The organism is Brevibacillus panacihumi W25, assembly GCF_000503775.1.
Taxonomy (GTDB): Bacteria; Bacillota; Bacilli; order Brevibacillales; family Brevibacillaceae; genus Brevibacillus; species Brevibacillus panacihumi_A.
The window spans coordinates 482,541-497,152 of sequence record NZ_KI629782.1 but is presented as its reverse complement, the minus strand read 5'-3'; the positions used below and the strand labels follow the sequence as shown (position 1 = coordinate 497,152).

At 49.8% G+C, this 14,612-nt stretch carries 16 protein-coding genes; 15 read left to right on the top strand and 1 reads right to left on the bottom strand.

Annotation, left to right across the window (positions count from 1 at the left end; genetic code table 11):
- Window positions 1-87: 87 nt before the first annotated feature.
- The 10 genes from T458_RS31875 (at window position 88) to T458_RS31825 (ending at window position 10,031) form a co-directional block, all read left to right on the top strand.
- Complete coding sequence (locus tag T458_RS31875) at window positions 88-945, top strand: NAD(+)/NADH kinase (protein ID WP_023554548.1); 858 nt, start codon at window positions 88-90, stop codon at window positions 943-945.
- A 6-nt stretch (window positions 946-951) separates the two neighbouring features.
- Window positions 952-1,401, top strand: coding sequence for a transcriptional regulator AhrC/ArgR (ahrC, locus tag T458_RS31870; protein WP_023554547.1), 450 nt, complete (start codon window positions 952-954; stop codon window positions 1,399-1,401).
- A 14-nt stretch (window positions 1,402-1,415) separates the two neighbouring features.
- On the top strand, window positions 1,416-3,140 hold the full coding sequence (recN, locus tag T458_RS31865) for a DNA repair protein RecN (RefSeq protein WP_023554546.1): 1,725 nt from the start codon (window positions 1,416-1,418) through the stop codon (window positions 3,138-3,140).
- Window positions 3,141-3,712: 572 nt separating this feature from the next.
- Window positions 3,713-4,969: a group II intron reverse transcriptase/maturase gene (ltrA, locus tag T458_RS31855; RefSeq protein WP_023554544.1), complete on the top strand. Its 1,257-nt coding sequence runs from the start codon at window positions 3,713-3,715 to the stop codon at window positions 4,967-4,969.
- Between the two features lie 208 nt (window positions 4,970-5,177).
- Window positions 5,178-6,512: a SpoIVB peptidase gene (gene spoIVB / locus T458_RS31850; RefSeq protein ID WP_023554543.1), complete on the top strand. Its 1,335-nt coding sequence runs from the start codon at window positions 5,178-5,180 to the stop codon at window positions 6,510-6,512.
- A gap of 301 nt (window positions 6,513-6,813) precedes the next feature.
- Entirely contained in the window at window positions 6,814-7,602 is a 789-nt protein-coding gene (spo0A, locus tag T458_RS31845; protein WP_023554542.1) for a sporulation transcription factor Spo0A, read from the top strand.
- Window positions 7,603-7,840: 238 nt separating this feature from the next.
- Window positions 7,841-8,608, top strand: coding sequence for a tetratricopeptide repeat protein (locus T458_RS31840; RefSeq protein ID WP_023554541.1), 768 nt, complete (start codon window positions 7,841-7,843; stop codon window positions 8,606-8,608).
- A 37-nt stretch (window positions 8,609-8,645) separates the two neighbouring features.
- Window positions 8,646-9,095 (top strand): hypothetical protein, encoded by a 450-nt coding sequence (locus T458_RS31835; RefSeq protein ID WP_023554540.1) that lies wholly within the window; start codon window positions 8,646-8,648, stop codon window positions 9,093-9,095.
- Window positions 9,096-9,164: 69 nt separating this feature from the next.
- Entirely contained in the window at window positions 9,165-9,359 is a 195-nt protein-coding gene (locus tag T458_RS31830) for a transcription initiation factor TFIIIB (protein WP_023554539.1), read from the top strand.
- Window positions 9,360-9,461: 102 nt separating this feature from the next.
- Window positions 9,462-10,031 carry a beta-class carbonic anhydrase gene (locus T458_RS31825; RefSeq protein WP_023554538.1) on the top strand — a complete coding sequence of 190 codons (570 nt, stop codon included), beginning with the start codon at window positions 9,462-9,464 and terminating at the stop codon, window positions 10,029-10,031.
- Between the two features lie 23 nt (window positions 10,032-10,054).
- On the opposite strand, the gene T458_RS31820 is transcribed toward T458_RS31825, so the two are convergent.
- Window positions 10,055-10,921: a LysR family transcriptional regulator gene (locus T458_RS31820; RefSeq protein WP_023554537.1), complete on the bottom strand. Its 867-nt coding sequence runs from the start codon at window positions 10,919-10,921 to the stop codon at window positions 10,055-10,057.
- A 106-nt stretch (window positions 10,922-11,027) separates the two neighbouring features.
- On the opposite strand from T458_RS31820, the gene T458_RS31815 reads away from it, so the two are divergent.
- The 5 genes from T458_RS31815 to steA all read left to right on the top strand — a co-directional run bounded on the left by T458_RS31815 (window position 11,028) and on the right by steA (window position 14,604).
- The gene (locus T458_RS31815; RefSeq protein ID WP_023554536.1) at window positions 11,028-11,825 is read left to right on the top strand and encodes a class I SAM-dependent methyltransferase; all 798 of its coding nucleotides are present in this window, start codon (window positions 11,028-11,030) and stop codon (window positions 11,823-11,825) included.
- Between the two features lies 1 nt (window position 11,826).
- On the top strand, window positions 11,827-12,201 hold the full coding sequence (locus T458_RS31810) for a VOC family protein (RefSeq protein ID WP_023554535.1): 375 nt from the start codon (window positions 11,827-11,829) through the stop codon (window positions 12,199-12,201).
- A 2-nt stretch (window positions 12,202-12,203) separates the two neighbouring features.
- The gene (locus tag T458_RS31805) at window positions 12,204-13,004 is read left to right on the top strand and encodes a class I SAM-dependent methyltransferase (protein WP_023554534.1); all 801 of its coding nucleotides are present in this window, start codon (window positions 12,204-12,206) and stop codon (window positions 13,002-13,004) included.
- A gap of 121 nt (window positions 13,005-13,125) precedes the next feature.
- Window positions 13,126-13,299, top strand: a complete 174-nt coding sequence (locus T458_RS56280; protein ID WP_023554533.1) for a DUF2759 family protein — start codon at window positions 13,126-13,128, stop codon at window positions 13,297-13,299.
- A gap of 132 nt (window positions 13,300-13,431) precedes the next feature.
- On the top strand, window positions 13,432-14,604 hold the full coding sequence (gene steA, locus T458_RS31800; protein ID WP_023554532.1) for a putative cytokinetic ring protein SteA: 1,173 nt from the start codon (window positions 13,432-13,434) through the stop codon (window positions 14,602-14,604).
- Window positions 14,605-14,612 lie beyond the last annotated feature (8 nt).

Here is a 14,612-nt window from a genome sequence, read left to right as displayed (position 1 = left end):
GTTTTTTGTCTCGATCGAGGCTTTTTATTTATGCATAAGAAGTTGTATACTTGTATAAGGATTTCCAACCAGTTTGGGGTGGGCCATGTGAAGAATATCGGAATCATCGTAAATAAAGGAAAGCCTGAGGCCCGGATCGTGGCCAGAGAGCTTCTTTACCTCCTCGAAATCCGCGGAGCACAGGTGTTACTGGATGAAAGCGTAGCCTCTGACGTAGGAAGACCGGAGCTGGGCATGACTGTAGAGGAGATTGGCAAGCGCGCTGCTTTGATATGTGTGCTTGGCGGGGATGGGACCTTGCTCGGAATCGCCCGCAAGCTTGCCGGTCTTTCGGTACCGATTCTTGGTATCAATTTGGGGACGTTGGGCTTTTTATCAGAGGCTGAGCCGGACAACCTGCCTCATGCAGTAGATAATCTGTTGTCGGGCCAATACGCGATTGAAGAACGCATGATGCTGGAAGCGACGTTGATACGCAAGGGACATGCGCTCGGGAAGTACACAGCCATGAACGATATCGGTATCGCGAAAGGCTCCTTTTGCCGGATTATTCAGTGTGCCGTCTACCTCAATGATTCATATGTAGCGACATTTAGCGGCGACGGTGTCATTGTTTCGACGCCGACGGGCTCCACAGCGTATTCCTTGTCGGCAGGCGGTCCAATCGTTGCGCCCAATGTAGACATGCTCCTGCTGACGCCTGTAGCGCCGCATTCTCTGACGGCAAGGCCGATGATTTTTAACGGGGATGAGACCATTCGGGTCGAGGTTGATGCCATCCACCAGAAAATGGGACTATCCATCGATGGGCAATTGGGCTACCGCTTGGAGGGAGGGGACCAGATCTACATCCGCAAATCCCCGTACAGCACGCCGTTGATCAAGCTGAATAAAAGTGGCTTTTTTGAGGCGATTCGCACGAAATTTCAAGGAGAATGGGAGTAATTCACAATGAACAAAGGGCAACGTCATATCCGAATTCGTGACATCATCAACAGCGAAGAAGTAGAGACACAGGATGAACTCGTGGAGCGTTTGCGGGCAGCAGGATACTCCGTCACCCAGGCGACGGTTTCTCGCGACATTAAGGAGCTGCATCTCGTAAAGGTGCCGCTGCCCGATGGACGGTACAAGTACTCGATGCCGACAGAACAAAAGTTTAACCCATTGCAAAAATTAAAACGGATGCTGGTGGATTCTTTCATCAGCATCGATAATGCAGACCATTTTATCGTGTTGAAAACCTTGTCTGGCCACGCCAATGCAGTAGCCGAGCTGATCGACAACCTGCCTTGGGAGGAAATCATGGGGACGATCAGCGGTGACAATACGATTATGATCATCTGCCGCTCGAAGGAACAGACAGATGAAGTGACACAGCGCTTGTTGAAGATGCTGTAAAGGGTGGTCCGGGTATGTTAGTGGAACTTTCGATCCGAAACTTTGCGATTATCAAGGAAGTCACGATTTCGTTTCAAAAAGGCTTGAACATCCTGACGGGGGAAACGGGAGCGGGTAAATCCATTATCATCGACGCTTTGGGTCTGCTGCTTGGCGGAAGGGCTTCCGCAGATTTTGTCCGCTACGGTCAGGCCCGTGCTGAGGTGGAGGGCTTGTTTGAGCTGCCGGCAGGTCATCCTGCACTGGCAGTATGTGAAAGCATCGGGGTGCAGATCGAACAGGATGGCATGCTGGTCGTACGCAGAGACATCTCCAGCCAGGGAAAAAGCATTATCCGCTTGAACGGTCAGCTGATTACGCTCGCGATGCTGCGGGAATTGGGTCCTTGGCTCGTGACGGTGCATGGACAGCATGACACCCATATGCTGATGCAGGCGGACAAGCACATCAACTGGCTCGATGCCTACGGGGAACAAGCGCTTGGGACAGCCAAGCAGGAGTACAGCAAGCTGTACGCTTCGTATCGTCGGACCAAGCAGGATCTGGAGCATATGACGCGCAATGATCGGGAGCTGGCCCAACGAATCGATCTATTGCAATATCAGCTCAATGAGATCGAAGCGGCTTCCCTGACGCCTGGCGAGGATGAAAAGCTTGCCCAGCAGCGCAAGAAGTGGATGAATATTGAAAAGGTATACGCCTCCATTCAGGATGCGTATCGTTCGCTCTACGGCGATCAGAAGGGCATGGACTGGCTCGGGCATGCCATGAGCGAACTGGAGCGCGTAGCCTCATTCGACGAGCAGCTGACCCCGATCGTGGAGTCAGTGCAAAATGCGTATTATCAAGTAGAGGATGCCGTCCATCAATTGCGCAACCTCTCGTATCAGATGGATTTTAATCCTGAGCAGCTGGCGGAAGTGGAACGGCGTCTCGATCAGATCCAATCCTTGAAGCGCAAGTACGGAAAAAATGTGGACGACATCCTGGAATATGCCGCCTCCATCCAGGATGAGCTGGATGACATGCATCATTATGAGGACCGCCTGCTTCAGGTGCAGTCTCGTCTCCAAGAGCTGGCTGCAGACCTGGCTGTCGAGGCGCTCGAGCTGTCTGTAATCCGCAGAGACTGTGCGGACAAGCTGGCAAAAGAAATCGAGCAGCAGCTAAAAGAGCTGCATATGGAGCGTGCCCGTTTCGCCATCGACGTTCGTCAGACGACGGATGAGGATGGTGTGGAGATCGAGGGAGTACGCCGTCAAATCGACGCCAACGGAATGGACCAGGTAGAGTTTCTCATCTCCCCCAACCCAGGAGAACCCTTGCGCTCACTGGCCAAGATTGCTTCCGGCGGGGAGCTTTCACGGGTAATGCTTGCGATCAAAACAATCCTGGCAGGCACCGACCAGGTGGAAACCCTGATTTTCGACGAGGTGGACACGGGGGTAAGCGGGAGAGCCGCGCAGGCCATCGCGGAAAAGCTGGTACGCGTCGCAAGCAAACGGCAGGTGCTCTGCATTACCCATCTTCCGCAGGTCGCTTCCATGGCAGACGCTCATTTTCTGATCAAAAAAGAAATGAGCGAAATGGAAACGATGACCCGCGTCGAGCGTTTGACAGACGACGAACGGGTTATCGAACTGGCGAGAATGCTCGGAGGAGCAGAGGTAACCACCAAAACAGAAGAACACGCGCGCGAAATGATCATGCTCGGGCGTGAACGAAAGACTGCTCAATAGGGCAGTCTTTTTTTGTGGTGTGCCCGGCATGGGCGTTGTCTCTAGGGTGAAAGTCCCGAATGGCGAAGGCAACAGTAGCCACTAGCTTACGACAAGGGTGTCCACCGCGAGGTGGAATCTGAAGGAAGTCTGCGGCAAACCTCCGGCCTGAGGAACACGAACTTCATATGAGGCTAACGATAGCTGGATGAGTCTGCCATACAAGACGAAGTCCATGTTGCCAAAGGCTATCGGGAGTAAATGAAGCAGGTGGATGGAGGGAAAGACAACGTTCTTACCCGGGGAGACCTGACTGGGACGCCATGCCCTCATGGTAACCTTCTCCGCTAGGAGAAACTGAACGGTCAGGAGTCAGCAGAGGCCATAGTACCGGAGTAGAGGACGCTTGAAACGGGAAGGGCCGAACATTTAGGAAGAACGGGACGCTAGGCGTTCACTCTTTATGATGATGCAGACAATTCGGATGGACTTACTTGAAGGAGGAAATGGTGAATCCATGGGGGACTTCAAGAGGGCGGAATAGAGAGTGGCACAAGTAGAAAGAACGTTCACGCGAAAGGATATCTGGTTTTATGATGGGACAACTGCTGTCACGGGAAAACCTCCTGTTGGCACTAAAGCGAGTAGAAAAGAACAAAGGAAGCCACGGTGTGGATGGTATGTCCGTAAAATCCCTACGTCAACATATCTTATCCAACTGGGACTCCCTACGAGCGTCATTGGAGAATGGAACCTATGTACCTTCGCCAGTCCGACGAGTCGAAATCCCGAAACTGAACGGTGGTGTTCGGCTATTAGGCATTCCTACCGTGACCGACCGTCTCATCCAACAAGCAATTGCACAGGTTCTTTCTCCGATATTTGATCCTATGTTCTCCGAACATAGTCATGGATTCCGTCCAAGAAGACGGGGACATGACGCAGTCAAGAAGGCACAGACATACATCGAGGAAGGATACCGTTGGGTCGTAGACATGGATCTTGAGAAGTTCTTCGATAAGGTAAACCACGATAAACTTATGGGGCTTATCGCAAAACATGTCAAAGACAGAACTATCCTAACCCTCATCCGACGCTATCTCGAATCAGGGATTATGGTTAATGGTATGGAAATTGAAAGCGATCAAGGGGTGCCGCAAGGTGGCCCGTTGAGTCCGCTCTTATCCAATATCATGTTGCACGAACTCGACAAGGAACTGGAAAAGCGGGGGCTTCGATTCCTTCGCTACGCAGATGACTGCAACATCTATGTGAAGTCAAAGAAGGCAGGAATCCGCGTGATGGATTCCGTGACCACGTTCATTGAGAGAAAGCTCAAGCTAAAAGTCAACATGGAGAAAAGCGCCGTTGATCGCCCATGGAATCGTAAATTTCTTGGTTTCAGTTTCACGGTGAACAAATCGCCCAAGATTCGAATAGCGAACGATAGTCTGAAGCGAGCAAAACAGAGGATTCGGGAGATCACCTCCCGCACTAAACCACTCCCAATGGAATACAGAATTGACGATCTCAATGAGTACCTTACAGGTTGGTGTGGCTATTTTGCCTTGGCTGATACCCCTTCGGTGTTCAGCCATCTTGACGAATGGATTCGAAGAAGACTCCGAATGTGTCTCTGGAAAGAGTGGAAGCGCCCGAAAACAAAAGTAAAAAGGCTTATCTCCTTAGGAGTTCCCAAGGAAAAAGCCTATGAATGGGGCAATTCACGAAAGAAACAATGGCGAATTGCATGTAGTCCAATTCTTCACCGAGCATTGAATAATGCTTACTGGCGTAATCAAGGTTTGAAGAGTTTGTCAGACAGATACACCTATTTGCGTCATACCTAAATGAACCGCCGTATACCGAACGGTACGTACGGTGGTGTGAGAGGACGGGGGTTAGTCACCCCCTCCTACTCGATTTTGTTTACAAAATGGATTGTGCAGGAGGCTTATTTTCCTGACATAATCCGCATGGCTCAAGGCAACATTATAATTACACAAGGTGGAGGTGTTTCATGTAGGTGTAGGTAGGGAACGGTAGGAGTGATTGCTGGTGATCCGACAGAAGAATAAAAAATGGATGGGAAGTTTGCTGCTTCTCTTCACGGCGCTTGTCGTCTGTTCCACCCCGTTCCGCGATCTGTCCTCCTTCCCTCGCGAGCTGCGTATCATGGAAGGGTCTCTCGAACAATTGCGTGTTTCTATGCCAGTAATGGGAACTTTGGTCAACAGCAACCCAGACATTTTGCACGTGAATGGGACAGAGGCGCGCGAAGTGTCCGTTGATTTAAGCAAGCCCATGTCTGTTGAGCCAAGACGTGCAGGTGAAGCCAACCTGCAGGTGAAATGGCGAAACATTCCGCTGAAGTCAGTGAAAGTAAATGTGCTTCCTGATTTGCGTCTTTACCCGGGGGGCCAGTCCATCGGGGTAAAATTGCAAACGGCGGGAGTACTCGTAGTGGGACATCATCTCGTCAGTAACGGAACAGTAAAGGTTTCACCGGGAGAGCAGGCTGGCATTCATGTTGGCGACATGATCGTCAAAATCAACGACATGTACATCAACGACATGAACGAAGTAAAAAAGCTGATCAACGAAGCAGGTAAAAAGAATGCACCTGTGCAGCTGCTGGTGGTTCGTGGCAAGGAGAAATTAACGCTCGTCCTGCATCCAGTCAAGGATCAGAAGGACGATGAATACCGGATGGGACTCTACATTCGGGATTCTGCTGCAGGAGTGGGGACCCTCACGTTTTACGACCCCAATTCCAAGGCGTATGGAGCATTGGGGCATGTCATCTCCGACGTAGATACGGGACAGGCTATCGTCGTGGGAGATGGCCAAATCGTGCAAGCCAGCGTGACATCGATTGAAAAAGGGCAAAGCGGAAATCCTGGCGAGAAGTTCGCCCGCTTTTACAATGAAAGTGAAGTGCTCGGGAATATCACCAAGAATACGCAATTTGGCATCTTCGGGAAAATGAAGGACGAGCCAAAACGGAGCTACTACAATGAGCCCTTGCCGATTGCATTGGCAGAACAGGTGGAGGAAGGCCCCGCCAAAATCTTGACGGTTGTAAACGGGCAGAAGGTAGAAGAATTTGATATTGAAATCGCCAACGTAGTCAAACAGCATTTCCCCGCAACAAAAGGAATGATCATCAAGGTGACAGATAAGCGCCTTTTGGAAAAGACAGGCGGGATTGTCCAAGGCATGAGCGGCAGCCCCATCATCCAAAAAGGAAAAATTGTAGGCGCTGTAACCCATGTATTCGTCAATGATCCTACGTCCGGCTACGGTTGCTACATCGAATGGATGCTGCAAGACGCAGGAATCAATGTACGGCCTACCCCGAATTCTCAAGCCCCTGCCGATTCGGCAGCATGAAACCATTACGAAGCCGTCACGCATCTTCCGCGAGGCGGCTTTGCCTTTCATCTGAAGTGTAACCGAACAGGAGAAGAAAACGTCTAAATTTGAAGAACGGTTAAGCGAGATCTGGCAAGAATCAGGATTCTTTGTCGAAATATCAGGTAAATCATTCAAACTTTCGTCATTGGCAGGAAAGGAATAGGGTTTGTCGAATCCTTTTCAGAGTGAAAAGATGGTATCGACTCATTCGGATGTATAACTTCTTAGAATGTCATCTTCTTTCCAAAAGACCGTTCATTTGTTAGGGGGAACGACCTTGAGCAAGATTGAAGTGTTGTTGGCAGATGATAATCGTGAATTTGTAAGCCTGTTGGAGGAGTACATGAGCAGCCAGCATGACATGGATGTCATCGGTGTAGCTTACAATGGCAATGAGGTAGTCAAATTACTTCAAGAACGAGTCCCAGATGTACTGATCCTGGATATTATTATGCCTCACCTGGATGGACTGGCTGTCCTTGAGCAGATTCAAGCCATGAGACTGAGTCCGCAACCCAAAATCATTATGCTTACGGCGTTTGGCCAAGAAGAGATTACGAAAAAAGCGGTTGAACTGGGTGCGGCCTACTATATTCTCAAGCCATTCGATATGGAGGTCTTGGCGCAGCGAATCCGCCAGATCACCAATTCCAAGCCAGCATCTTCCTTTGTCTCCGCAAGCAAACCGTCATCTTCTCTTGCAGTCAGAGGAAGAAATCTGGATGCGAGCATTACCAGCATTATCCATGAAATCGGCGTTCCGGCGCACATCAAAGGTTATTTGTATTTGCGCGAAGCGATCACCATGGTCTACAACGATGTGGAGCTGCTCGGTTCCATCACCAAAGTGCTGTACCCGGACATCGCGAAAAAGTTCAACACCACCGCAAGCCGTGTAGAGCGCGCCATCCGTCACGCCATTGAGGTGGCATGGTCCCGTGGAAATCTGGACTCCATCTCTAGCCTGTTCGGATACACCATCTCCAATACCAAGGCAAAACCGACCAACAGCGAGTTCATCGCGATGGTGGCGGACAAGCTGCGGATTGAGGCGAAGATAAGCTGAAGTGTGTTATTCCTGCGTTTTTGAACGGTGATCATTAATATTTATGTTCATGCGAAATCAAACGTTGCCCGAATCGGGTGACGTTTTTTTTTTTCGTTGCGTGACCTCATCGAACGGATTAGATGTTCTATCCACAGGGGAGTCTCCGGCGATGTTGCCCCAAAATCTCAGGGGTGACTGTTTATAAAAGGTATGTAACCATCGCTATGGTATAATACGGAACATGGAGGGAAGTGCCTTGAAACGAGTCGTGCTATTATTTTTCATACTGTCGCTAATTGCCGCATTAGCCGGATGCTCCCCGAAAGGCGATCCGCAAGAGACGCTAAAGACATTCTATAACAACGTAATGGACGCGAACTATGACGCAGCTTATGAGATACTCGCGGAAGCAGATCGGAAGGCAACGAGTAAAGAGGATTTCGTGCTGTTTATGCGGCTGAATGCAGATCTGTACAAGTTGAACGGTGTTGAGATAATACAAACGGATAATAACAGTGATTCGGTCGTTTTTGACGTAGTCGAAAAGCTGCTCGATATTGACAAGGATAAAGAAGAGAGTGTCTCTTATAAATGCTCAGTGGTTGCTGAAAACGGGGAATGGAAGGTGTTTTCCGACAAGAAGTACGGGGAAGGGATTCCTGCCCTACAAAATAGTATTGGCTGGTTGTACATAAATGGAACTAAAATAGAGGGAAGGAATGAAAACGAGGCGGCCAAGTGGTTTCATGAAGCCTTAAAACGCGATGCTTCCTATTATCAAGCGCATTATGGCCTGTCCATAGCATATGCCTCGTTGGGCAGGTATGAGGAAGCAATAGCTGCAGCAAAACAATTCGTATCATCTACCGAAGGAAAAAAGGAGCAGGCGGGCGGCTATAACGTAATCGGCATCTGTTACGAAGTTATGAAGGATTTTGTGAAAGCGAAGGAGGCGTATCAAAAAGCTGTAGAGCTCGATCCCACAAATGAAAATGCAATGGCCAGTTTAGCTCGAGTCAAATAAAGCATGCCCGCTTTTTTTCGCGAGAGGGGTCTTGCTAATGAAAAACTGTTTAAAATTCGGAGAAGATCAGATGAGAATATTTACTCCTTTCATTACAAGGTTATTGGTCTCGATAGCTTCCATTGCTAATTATTATGCGTTACTATTATCTGCTTATCTAATTACCCCTTTTGGATCTGTTTTATTGATAAATACGTGGATTATCCCACTTATTGCACTCATACTGGCTGGAATAACTTTCTTTCTTTTACATCGTGCTAAACTCAAAGGGCAGGCTACTTTACTCTTAGGGATCAGTATCACTCATCTGTTATTGTTTCTATTCATTGTATATTTCATTGTCGATACGTTCATCAATCCTCATGGGATATGGATTTATAAGACAGCTAATGAAACAACAATGTTATGTGGCGAACAGGTTGAAACGGGCTGCACTGAAACAAGATCTGGTATTGCTCGAAAAAGATCATGTACAATAGACGTATAGGCTGCGGATCAACTCAAGATTAACAATCCCACCTGTTTTACACGAATTCAAAAAACGAGGTACCGAACCATGGAAAAACAATCTGAACAATGCCCCAAATGTGGCTGCAAAGAAATTGGCCAAGGAAAACAAGCAGGACACGCAGTTGTCTTGCCCAACAACAAATTTTTTGCAATGGGATCCCAGATCATCCACCACATCTGCACTCAATGCGGCTACGTGCTGGAAAGCTACGTGGATAAACCGTCTAGGTTCAAAGAGTAGCAGCCCGTACATTTTTCTTAAAAGTGCCTAATCTTGTTGATCCTCGGCAGAAAATATGTAAAATAAATGAAAAACCTACGAGACGAGAGGACGTGGTGCACCATGCGTAATTTGGATGAGATTCTTGCATTCAACCGAGAATTCGTTGCGAACAAAGAATATGAAAAATACCATACAACCAAGTTTCCGGATAAACGAATGGTGGTCTTGTCTTGTATGGACACGCGCCTGGAGGAGCTTCTTCCCAAAGCGATGAACATGCGAAACGGCGACATCAAGCACGTAAAAAGCGCAGGAGCAGTCGTATCCCACCCGTTTGGCGCTATTATGCGGAGTATCATGGTGGCGATCTACGAATTGAACGCCGCAGAGGTCATGGTTATCGGTCATTATGATTGCGGGATGAGTGTCATCGATGGCAAGCGTGTGATGAAAAACATGACACAGAAAGGGATTTCACCAGAGACTTTGTCTGTCATCGAAAATTCGGGTATTGATCTGAACGGCTGGCTGCAAGGCTTCGACTGTGTAGACGACAGTGTGAAGGAAAGCGTGCGGACGATCAAGAATCACCCCCTCCTACCATCCGACATTCCGGTACACGGATTATTAATTGATCCGGCTACAGGAAGGTTGGACGTGGTAGTCAATGGATACGATGAAGTGAAATAGTACGACCATACCATCTACAAACCCTAATAATGAGCTTTTAACCAGTGGATGAACTGCACAACCAGGTCGTCCTCTTTTTTTGGCTGCAAATAAGCCAGAAGAGTCGGGCGGGTCAAAGAGCCGTCAGCGATATCATGAACGCACAGGCGCCTCGATTCAACTTCCTCCTGGACGATGCGAGAAGGGAGCAAGGCAATGCCTAATTGCTGCTCCACCATTTTTTTCACGGCGCTGAAGCTGTCCAATTCCATGATGATGTTCGGGAATACGCCTTGCTGTGCCAAAAAACGGTCTACGCGTTGCCGAAAGGGTGCAGTGTGATTGCCAAAAACGATCATCGGTTCGTTTCCCCAATTCTGGAAGCCGGGAAAATGCATCGCCCAAGGATGTGTCGGTGCGGTAACCAGAAGGATGCGATCGCTTGGCAGAAATTCCTGGTGGATGTGCGGGTGGTAGATTTCGCTTCCCAAGAAAGCGATGTCTGCCGTTCCGCTCAGGAGAGCCGAAAGTGACTCCTCATAAAGCGTCGAGCGTACATAACAGGTGAACTGTGGATGAGCTTTATGGTATTTTCCTAGCAGCCGCGGCAGCTCCGTGGCGATAAATGACTTGCCGGCGACGATGGTAAGGGATTGGCGCTGCTCAGATGGTGTTGTCAATAGCCGCATCTGCTCGACGATGCCCGCGACGATTGGTAGATATCTTCTTCCCTCACCAGAGAGCTCCACGCCAGAGGAACTGCGGATAAACAAAGCCGTCCCCAGCTGTTTTTCCAATTGCTGAATGCGGTGGGTGACGGTGGACTGAGCCAAAAAGAGGGCTTGGGCTGCGCGATTGATCGAACCATGGCGGGCGACTGCGAGAAAAACCTCCAAGCTTTGTTGATCCATCTGCTGCTCTCCTTTTTGATTATCGAGTTTTTCGATAACAGGTTATCGATATTCTATAACAAAATGGTACCTATTGGGAATACAATGAGGACAGGAGGTGGTAGTCATGCCACAGAAAGGAACGAATGAGCAGAAACAGGCCGTGCAGGAACAGTTTGGGAAAAATGCGGAGCACTACGTGCAAAGCCCGAGCCATGCCCAGGGGGACGATCTTGCATTGCTGAAGGATTGGATTGAACCGCAGCCGCAGTGGATCGTGCTCGATATCGCAACCGGTGGCGGGCATGTGGCCCGTACATTGGCTCCCCATGTCCAACAGGTCGTTGCCACCGATCTGACGCGACCCATGCTTGAAGCGGCATCCCGTGCCAATCAGCGAGCGGGGACGAAGAATATCCTCTACGTACAGGCAGACGCAGAGCAATTGCCTTTTCTGGACGAATCCTTTGAAGCGGTGACTTGCCGCATTGCCGCACATCATTTCCCGCAGCCGGAGCAGTTTATTCGCGAGGTTTCACGGGTATTAAGGCCAGGAGGACGGTTCCTTTTTATCGATAATGTGGTCCCCGCAGACCCGGAGCTGGCAGACTTTATCAACCGCATCGAAAAAATGCGCGACCGCAGCCATGGCCGTTGTCTTTCCGTAGAACAATGGCAGCAGCTGTTTGCAGCCAATCGCTTGCAGGTCTTGCGTCAGCGTGATCGGAAAAAGCGTTTTGACTTCCCCGCGTGGGTGCGGCGGACTTCCGAAGGACCGCAGCAAGAAGCTGCAGTGGAGCAATTCATTCTTGAAGCAAAAGAACAATGGCAGGCCTACCTGGAGGTAAAAGTGGAAAATCAGCGTGTGCTGACCCATCAGCTGGACGAGTGGATGGCGATCTGTCAAAAGAAAGGAAATGATTAACATGGCGATGACGTTTGAATGGATGGGACTGGATCACGTGCAATTGGCGGCTCCAGCAGGTTGTGAGGAGGAGGCGCGCCGCTTTTTCTCCGGATTGCTGGGCATGGAGGAAGTAGAAAAGCCAGAAAAACTGCGGGTCAGAGGCGGAGCTTGGTTTCGCTGCGGCATGCAAATGATCCATGTCGGAGTAGAGGCTTCGTTTGTACCGGCCAAAAAAGCGCATCCGGCCTTCCTCGTCCGCAATATCGAAACCCTGATGCGGCATCTGGAGGAGCATGGAGTTGCTTATCGGCTGGACGATGAGATCCCGGGACTCATTCGCTTTTTTACCGAGGACCCGTTTGGCAACCGGCTTGAGTTCATGGAAGCAAAATAGCCATGAACATCAATTTTCATGATGAAAAGAACAAAGCCGCCTACAGCGGACGATCAGCTGACGCGACCTGGCTTGAGGCGATGAGGGCCATCGTCGATCCCGCTGGCAAGCGCGTGGTCGACATCGGATGTGGAGGCGGCATTTACAGCCAGGCTTGGCTCGCACTCGGAGCCGAATCCGTCGTCGGTGTCGATTTTTCCCACGCTATGCTTGAGACAGCACGCAGTCAGGCGGCGGGGCAGGACGCACTTGCTTTTGTATATGGCGATGCCCTTCATACAGGTTTGCCTGACGCCAGCGCAGATATTGTCTTTGCCCGTGCCTTGATTCATCATTTGACGGACCTGGATGGTTTTTTTGCCGAGGTGCGCAGGCTGTTGGTGCCGGGAGGATTGGCTATCGTGCAGGATCGGACGATGGAGGACGTCATGATCCCGGGTTCACCCCAGCATATACGGGGTTTTTTCTTCGAGGTCTTTCCTCATCTCCTGGACAAGGAAAAAGACCGTCGCCCCGAAATCAGTCAGGTACAAGATGGGATGGAAAAGAATGGTTTTACGGCATTAGAGTGCCGACGTTTGCTGGAGACGAGACGCAGGTACCGAGATTGGTTCGAGCTTGAAGCTGATTTGCGGGCACGCACGGGGCGCTCTATTCTGCATGTACTGACAGATTCGGAGCTGGACGAGCTGATCTCCGTCATGAAACAGCAGCTTGACGGGCATACCGAAATACTTGAGCAGGATCGCTGGAGTATTTGGATAGGGAAAAGAGATAGAGGAATACTAGCGTCAATAACCTAGTAATTGTGAATTCCGCTGTCACAAATAGGATTCGACTTGTAACAGAATGGGCGAAGCTATATAATGAAAATTGGCATTGTATTCCGGTTAGCTTCATCTCTTTAAAGGAGTTGTTACAACTATGAAGATTATTTTCTTCGATTTTCTGATGTTGGTCTTCACAATCTTGATTGCATGGGGTTTCTTGCGCTCTGTAAAAGCGAAGAACAAATTCGCCAGCGCATTTGCTTTCATCTCTCTGGTGGTTTTTCTGTTCTGTGATGGACTGATCATTTACTACGCTACACAAGGATAGAGCAAGTAACGCTCTAGGTAAAAAGGGGCTGACCCAAGGTAGATTTTCTCTACCTTGGAGTCAGCCCCTTTTTCGCATTTTCACGCATGGCAGCCGGAAATATTTAGCATACTAGGAAGGGAGGTGGAGCAGGTGGCGAAGCGTAAACATCCGAGTATTCAATCGTATACCGCCGTCGCAGCAGCCGACCGCAGGACGAAGCAATTATGTAAGCGAATCCTCCCGCAGCAGATCGCCTTGATTGATCACGCCGATGTGGACGAAATGGCTGCCCGCTCCTTGTTGGAAGCGGGTGTGAAGGCTGTCATCAACTTGTCTCCTTTCATGACAGGGCATTATCCGGCGGAAGGAGCTCTTTTGCTGTTGCGAGCCGGTGTGCCGCTTTTTGAGTGGGAACAAGATCCACTGCAAAGTCCGACCGACTGGATCGAAGCGTTGGACGGCCGATATATCAGCATTCGCGATCACGTGTTATTTACATATTCAACGTCGGAATGGAATCCGCTCACAGCATTGCGCCCCGTAACGGACGAGAAAATTTACGCAAAAAGGAAGGAAGCCCATTCGCGTCTGGACCATACCTTGTCCTTGTTTATTGACAACACCCTGCAGTACGCAGGACGTGAAAAGGACCTGTTTTTAAAACCGCTTTGTCCGTTGAGGCTGAAAGTACAGATGACAGGAAAGCATGTGGTCGTCGTCGTGCGAGGCAAACATTACAAGGAAGACTTGACCACACTCGCCCCGTATATCCGAGAATGCCGTCCTGTCCTGATCGGTGTCGATGGGGGAGCCGATGCGTTATTCGAATCAGGTTATCAGCCGGATCTGATCGTGGGGGATATGGACAGTATTTCAGACCGAGCCCTGCTATGTGGTGCAGAAGTCGTAGTCCATGCATTTCCGGACGGAAGTTCTCCAGGAAAAGAGCGGGTCGAGCAATTGGGCATTCCTTATCAGATACTGCCTGCACCCGGTACGAGCGAGGACGTTGCGATGCTGTTGGCCTTTGAGCAGGAGGCAGAGCTGATCGTCACGATCGGTACGCATACCAACATGATTGATTTTCTGGAAAAAGGACGAAAAGGCATGGCGAGCACCTTGTTGGTACGCACCAAGATCGGGCCCAAGCTGGTCGATGCCAAGGGAGTAAGTCAATTGTATCAGCCGCGTTGGTCCTGGAAGCTGTGGGGCTGGTGTCTGGTCGCGATGCTCGTGCCGATCGGAGCTGCCCTCGCCATCAATCCCGTCGCCCGTCACGCGGCTCAAATGCTGTGGATGCAGTGGCGATTATGGGCGTTTTAGGAGGTAGG

Coding starts and splice junctions, on each gene's coding strand:
- ahrC (WP_023554547.1), top strand. CDS start 952: ATGAACAAAGGGCAACGTCATATCCGAATTCGTGACATCATCAACAGC.
- recN (WP_023554546.1), top strand. CDS start 1,416: ATGTTAGTGGAACTTTCGATCCGAAACTTTGCGATTATCAAGGAAGTC.
- ltrA (WP_023554544.1), top strand. CDS start 3,713: ATGATGGGACAACTGCTGTCACGGGAAAACCTCCTGTTGGCACTAAAG.
- T458_RS31835 (WP_023554540.1), top strand. CDS start 8,646: ATGAAAAACTGTTTAAAATTCGGAGAAGATCAGATGAGAATATTTACT.
- T458_RS31830 (WP_023554539.1), top strand. CDS start 9,165: ATGGAAAAACAATCTGAACAATGCCCCAAATGTGGCTGCAAAGAAATT.
- T458_RS31825 (WP_023554538.1), top strand. CDS start 9,462: ATGCGTAATTTGGATGAGATTCTTGCATTCAACCGAGAATTCGTTGCG.
- T458_RS31820 (WP_023554537.1), bottom strand. CDS start 10,921: ATGGATCAACAAAGCTTGGAGGTTTTTCTCGCAGTCGCCCGCCATGGT.
- T458_RS31815 (WP_023554536.1), top strand. CDS start 11,028: ATGCCACAGAAAGGAACGAATGAGCAGAAACAGGCCGTGCAGGAACAG.
- T458_RS31810 (WP_023554535.1), top strand. CDS start 11,827: ATGGCGATGACGTTTGAATGGATGGGACTGGATCACGTGCAATTGGCG.
- T458_RS31805 (WP_023554534.1), top strand. CDS start 12,204: ATGAACATCAATTTTCATGATGAAAAGAACAAAGCCGCCTACAGCGGA.
- T458_RS56280 (WP_023554533.1), top strand. CDS start 13,126: ATGAAGATTATTTTCTTCGATTTTCTGATGTTGGTCTTCACAATCTTG.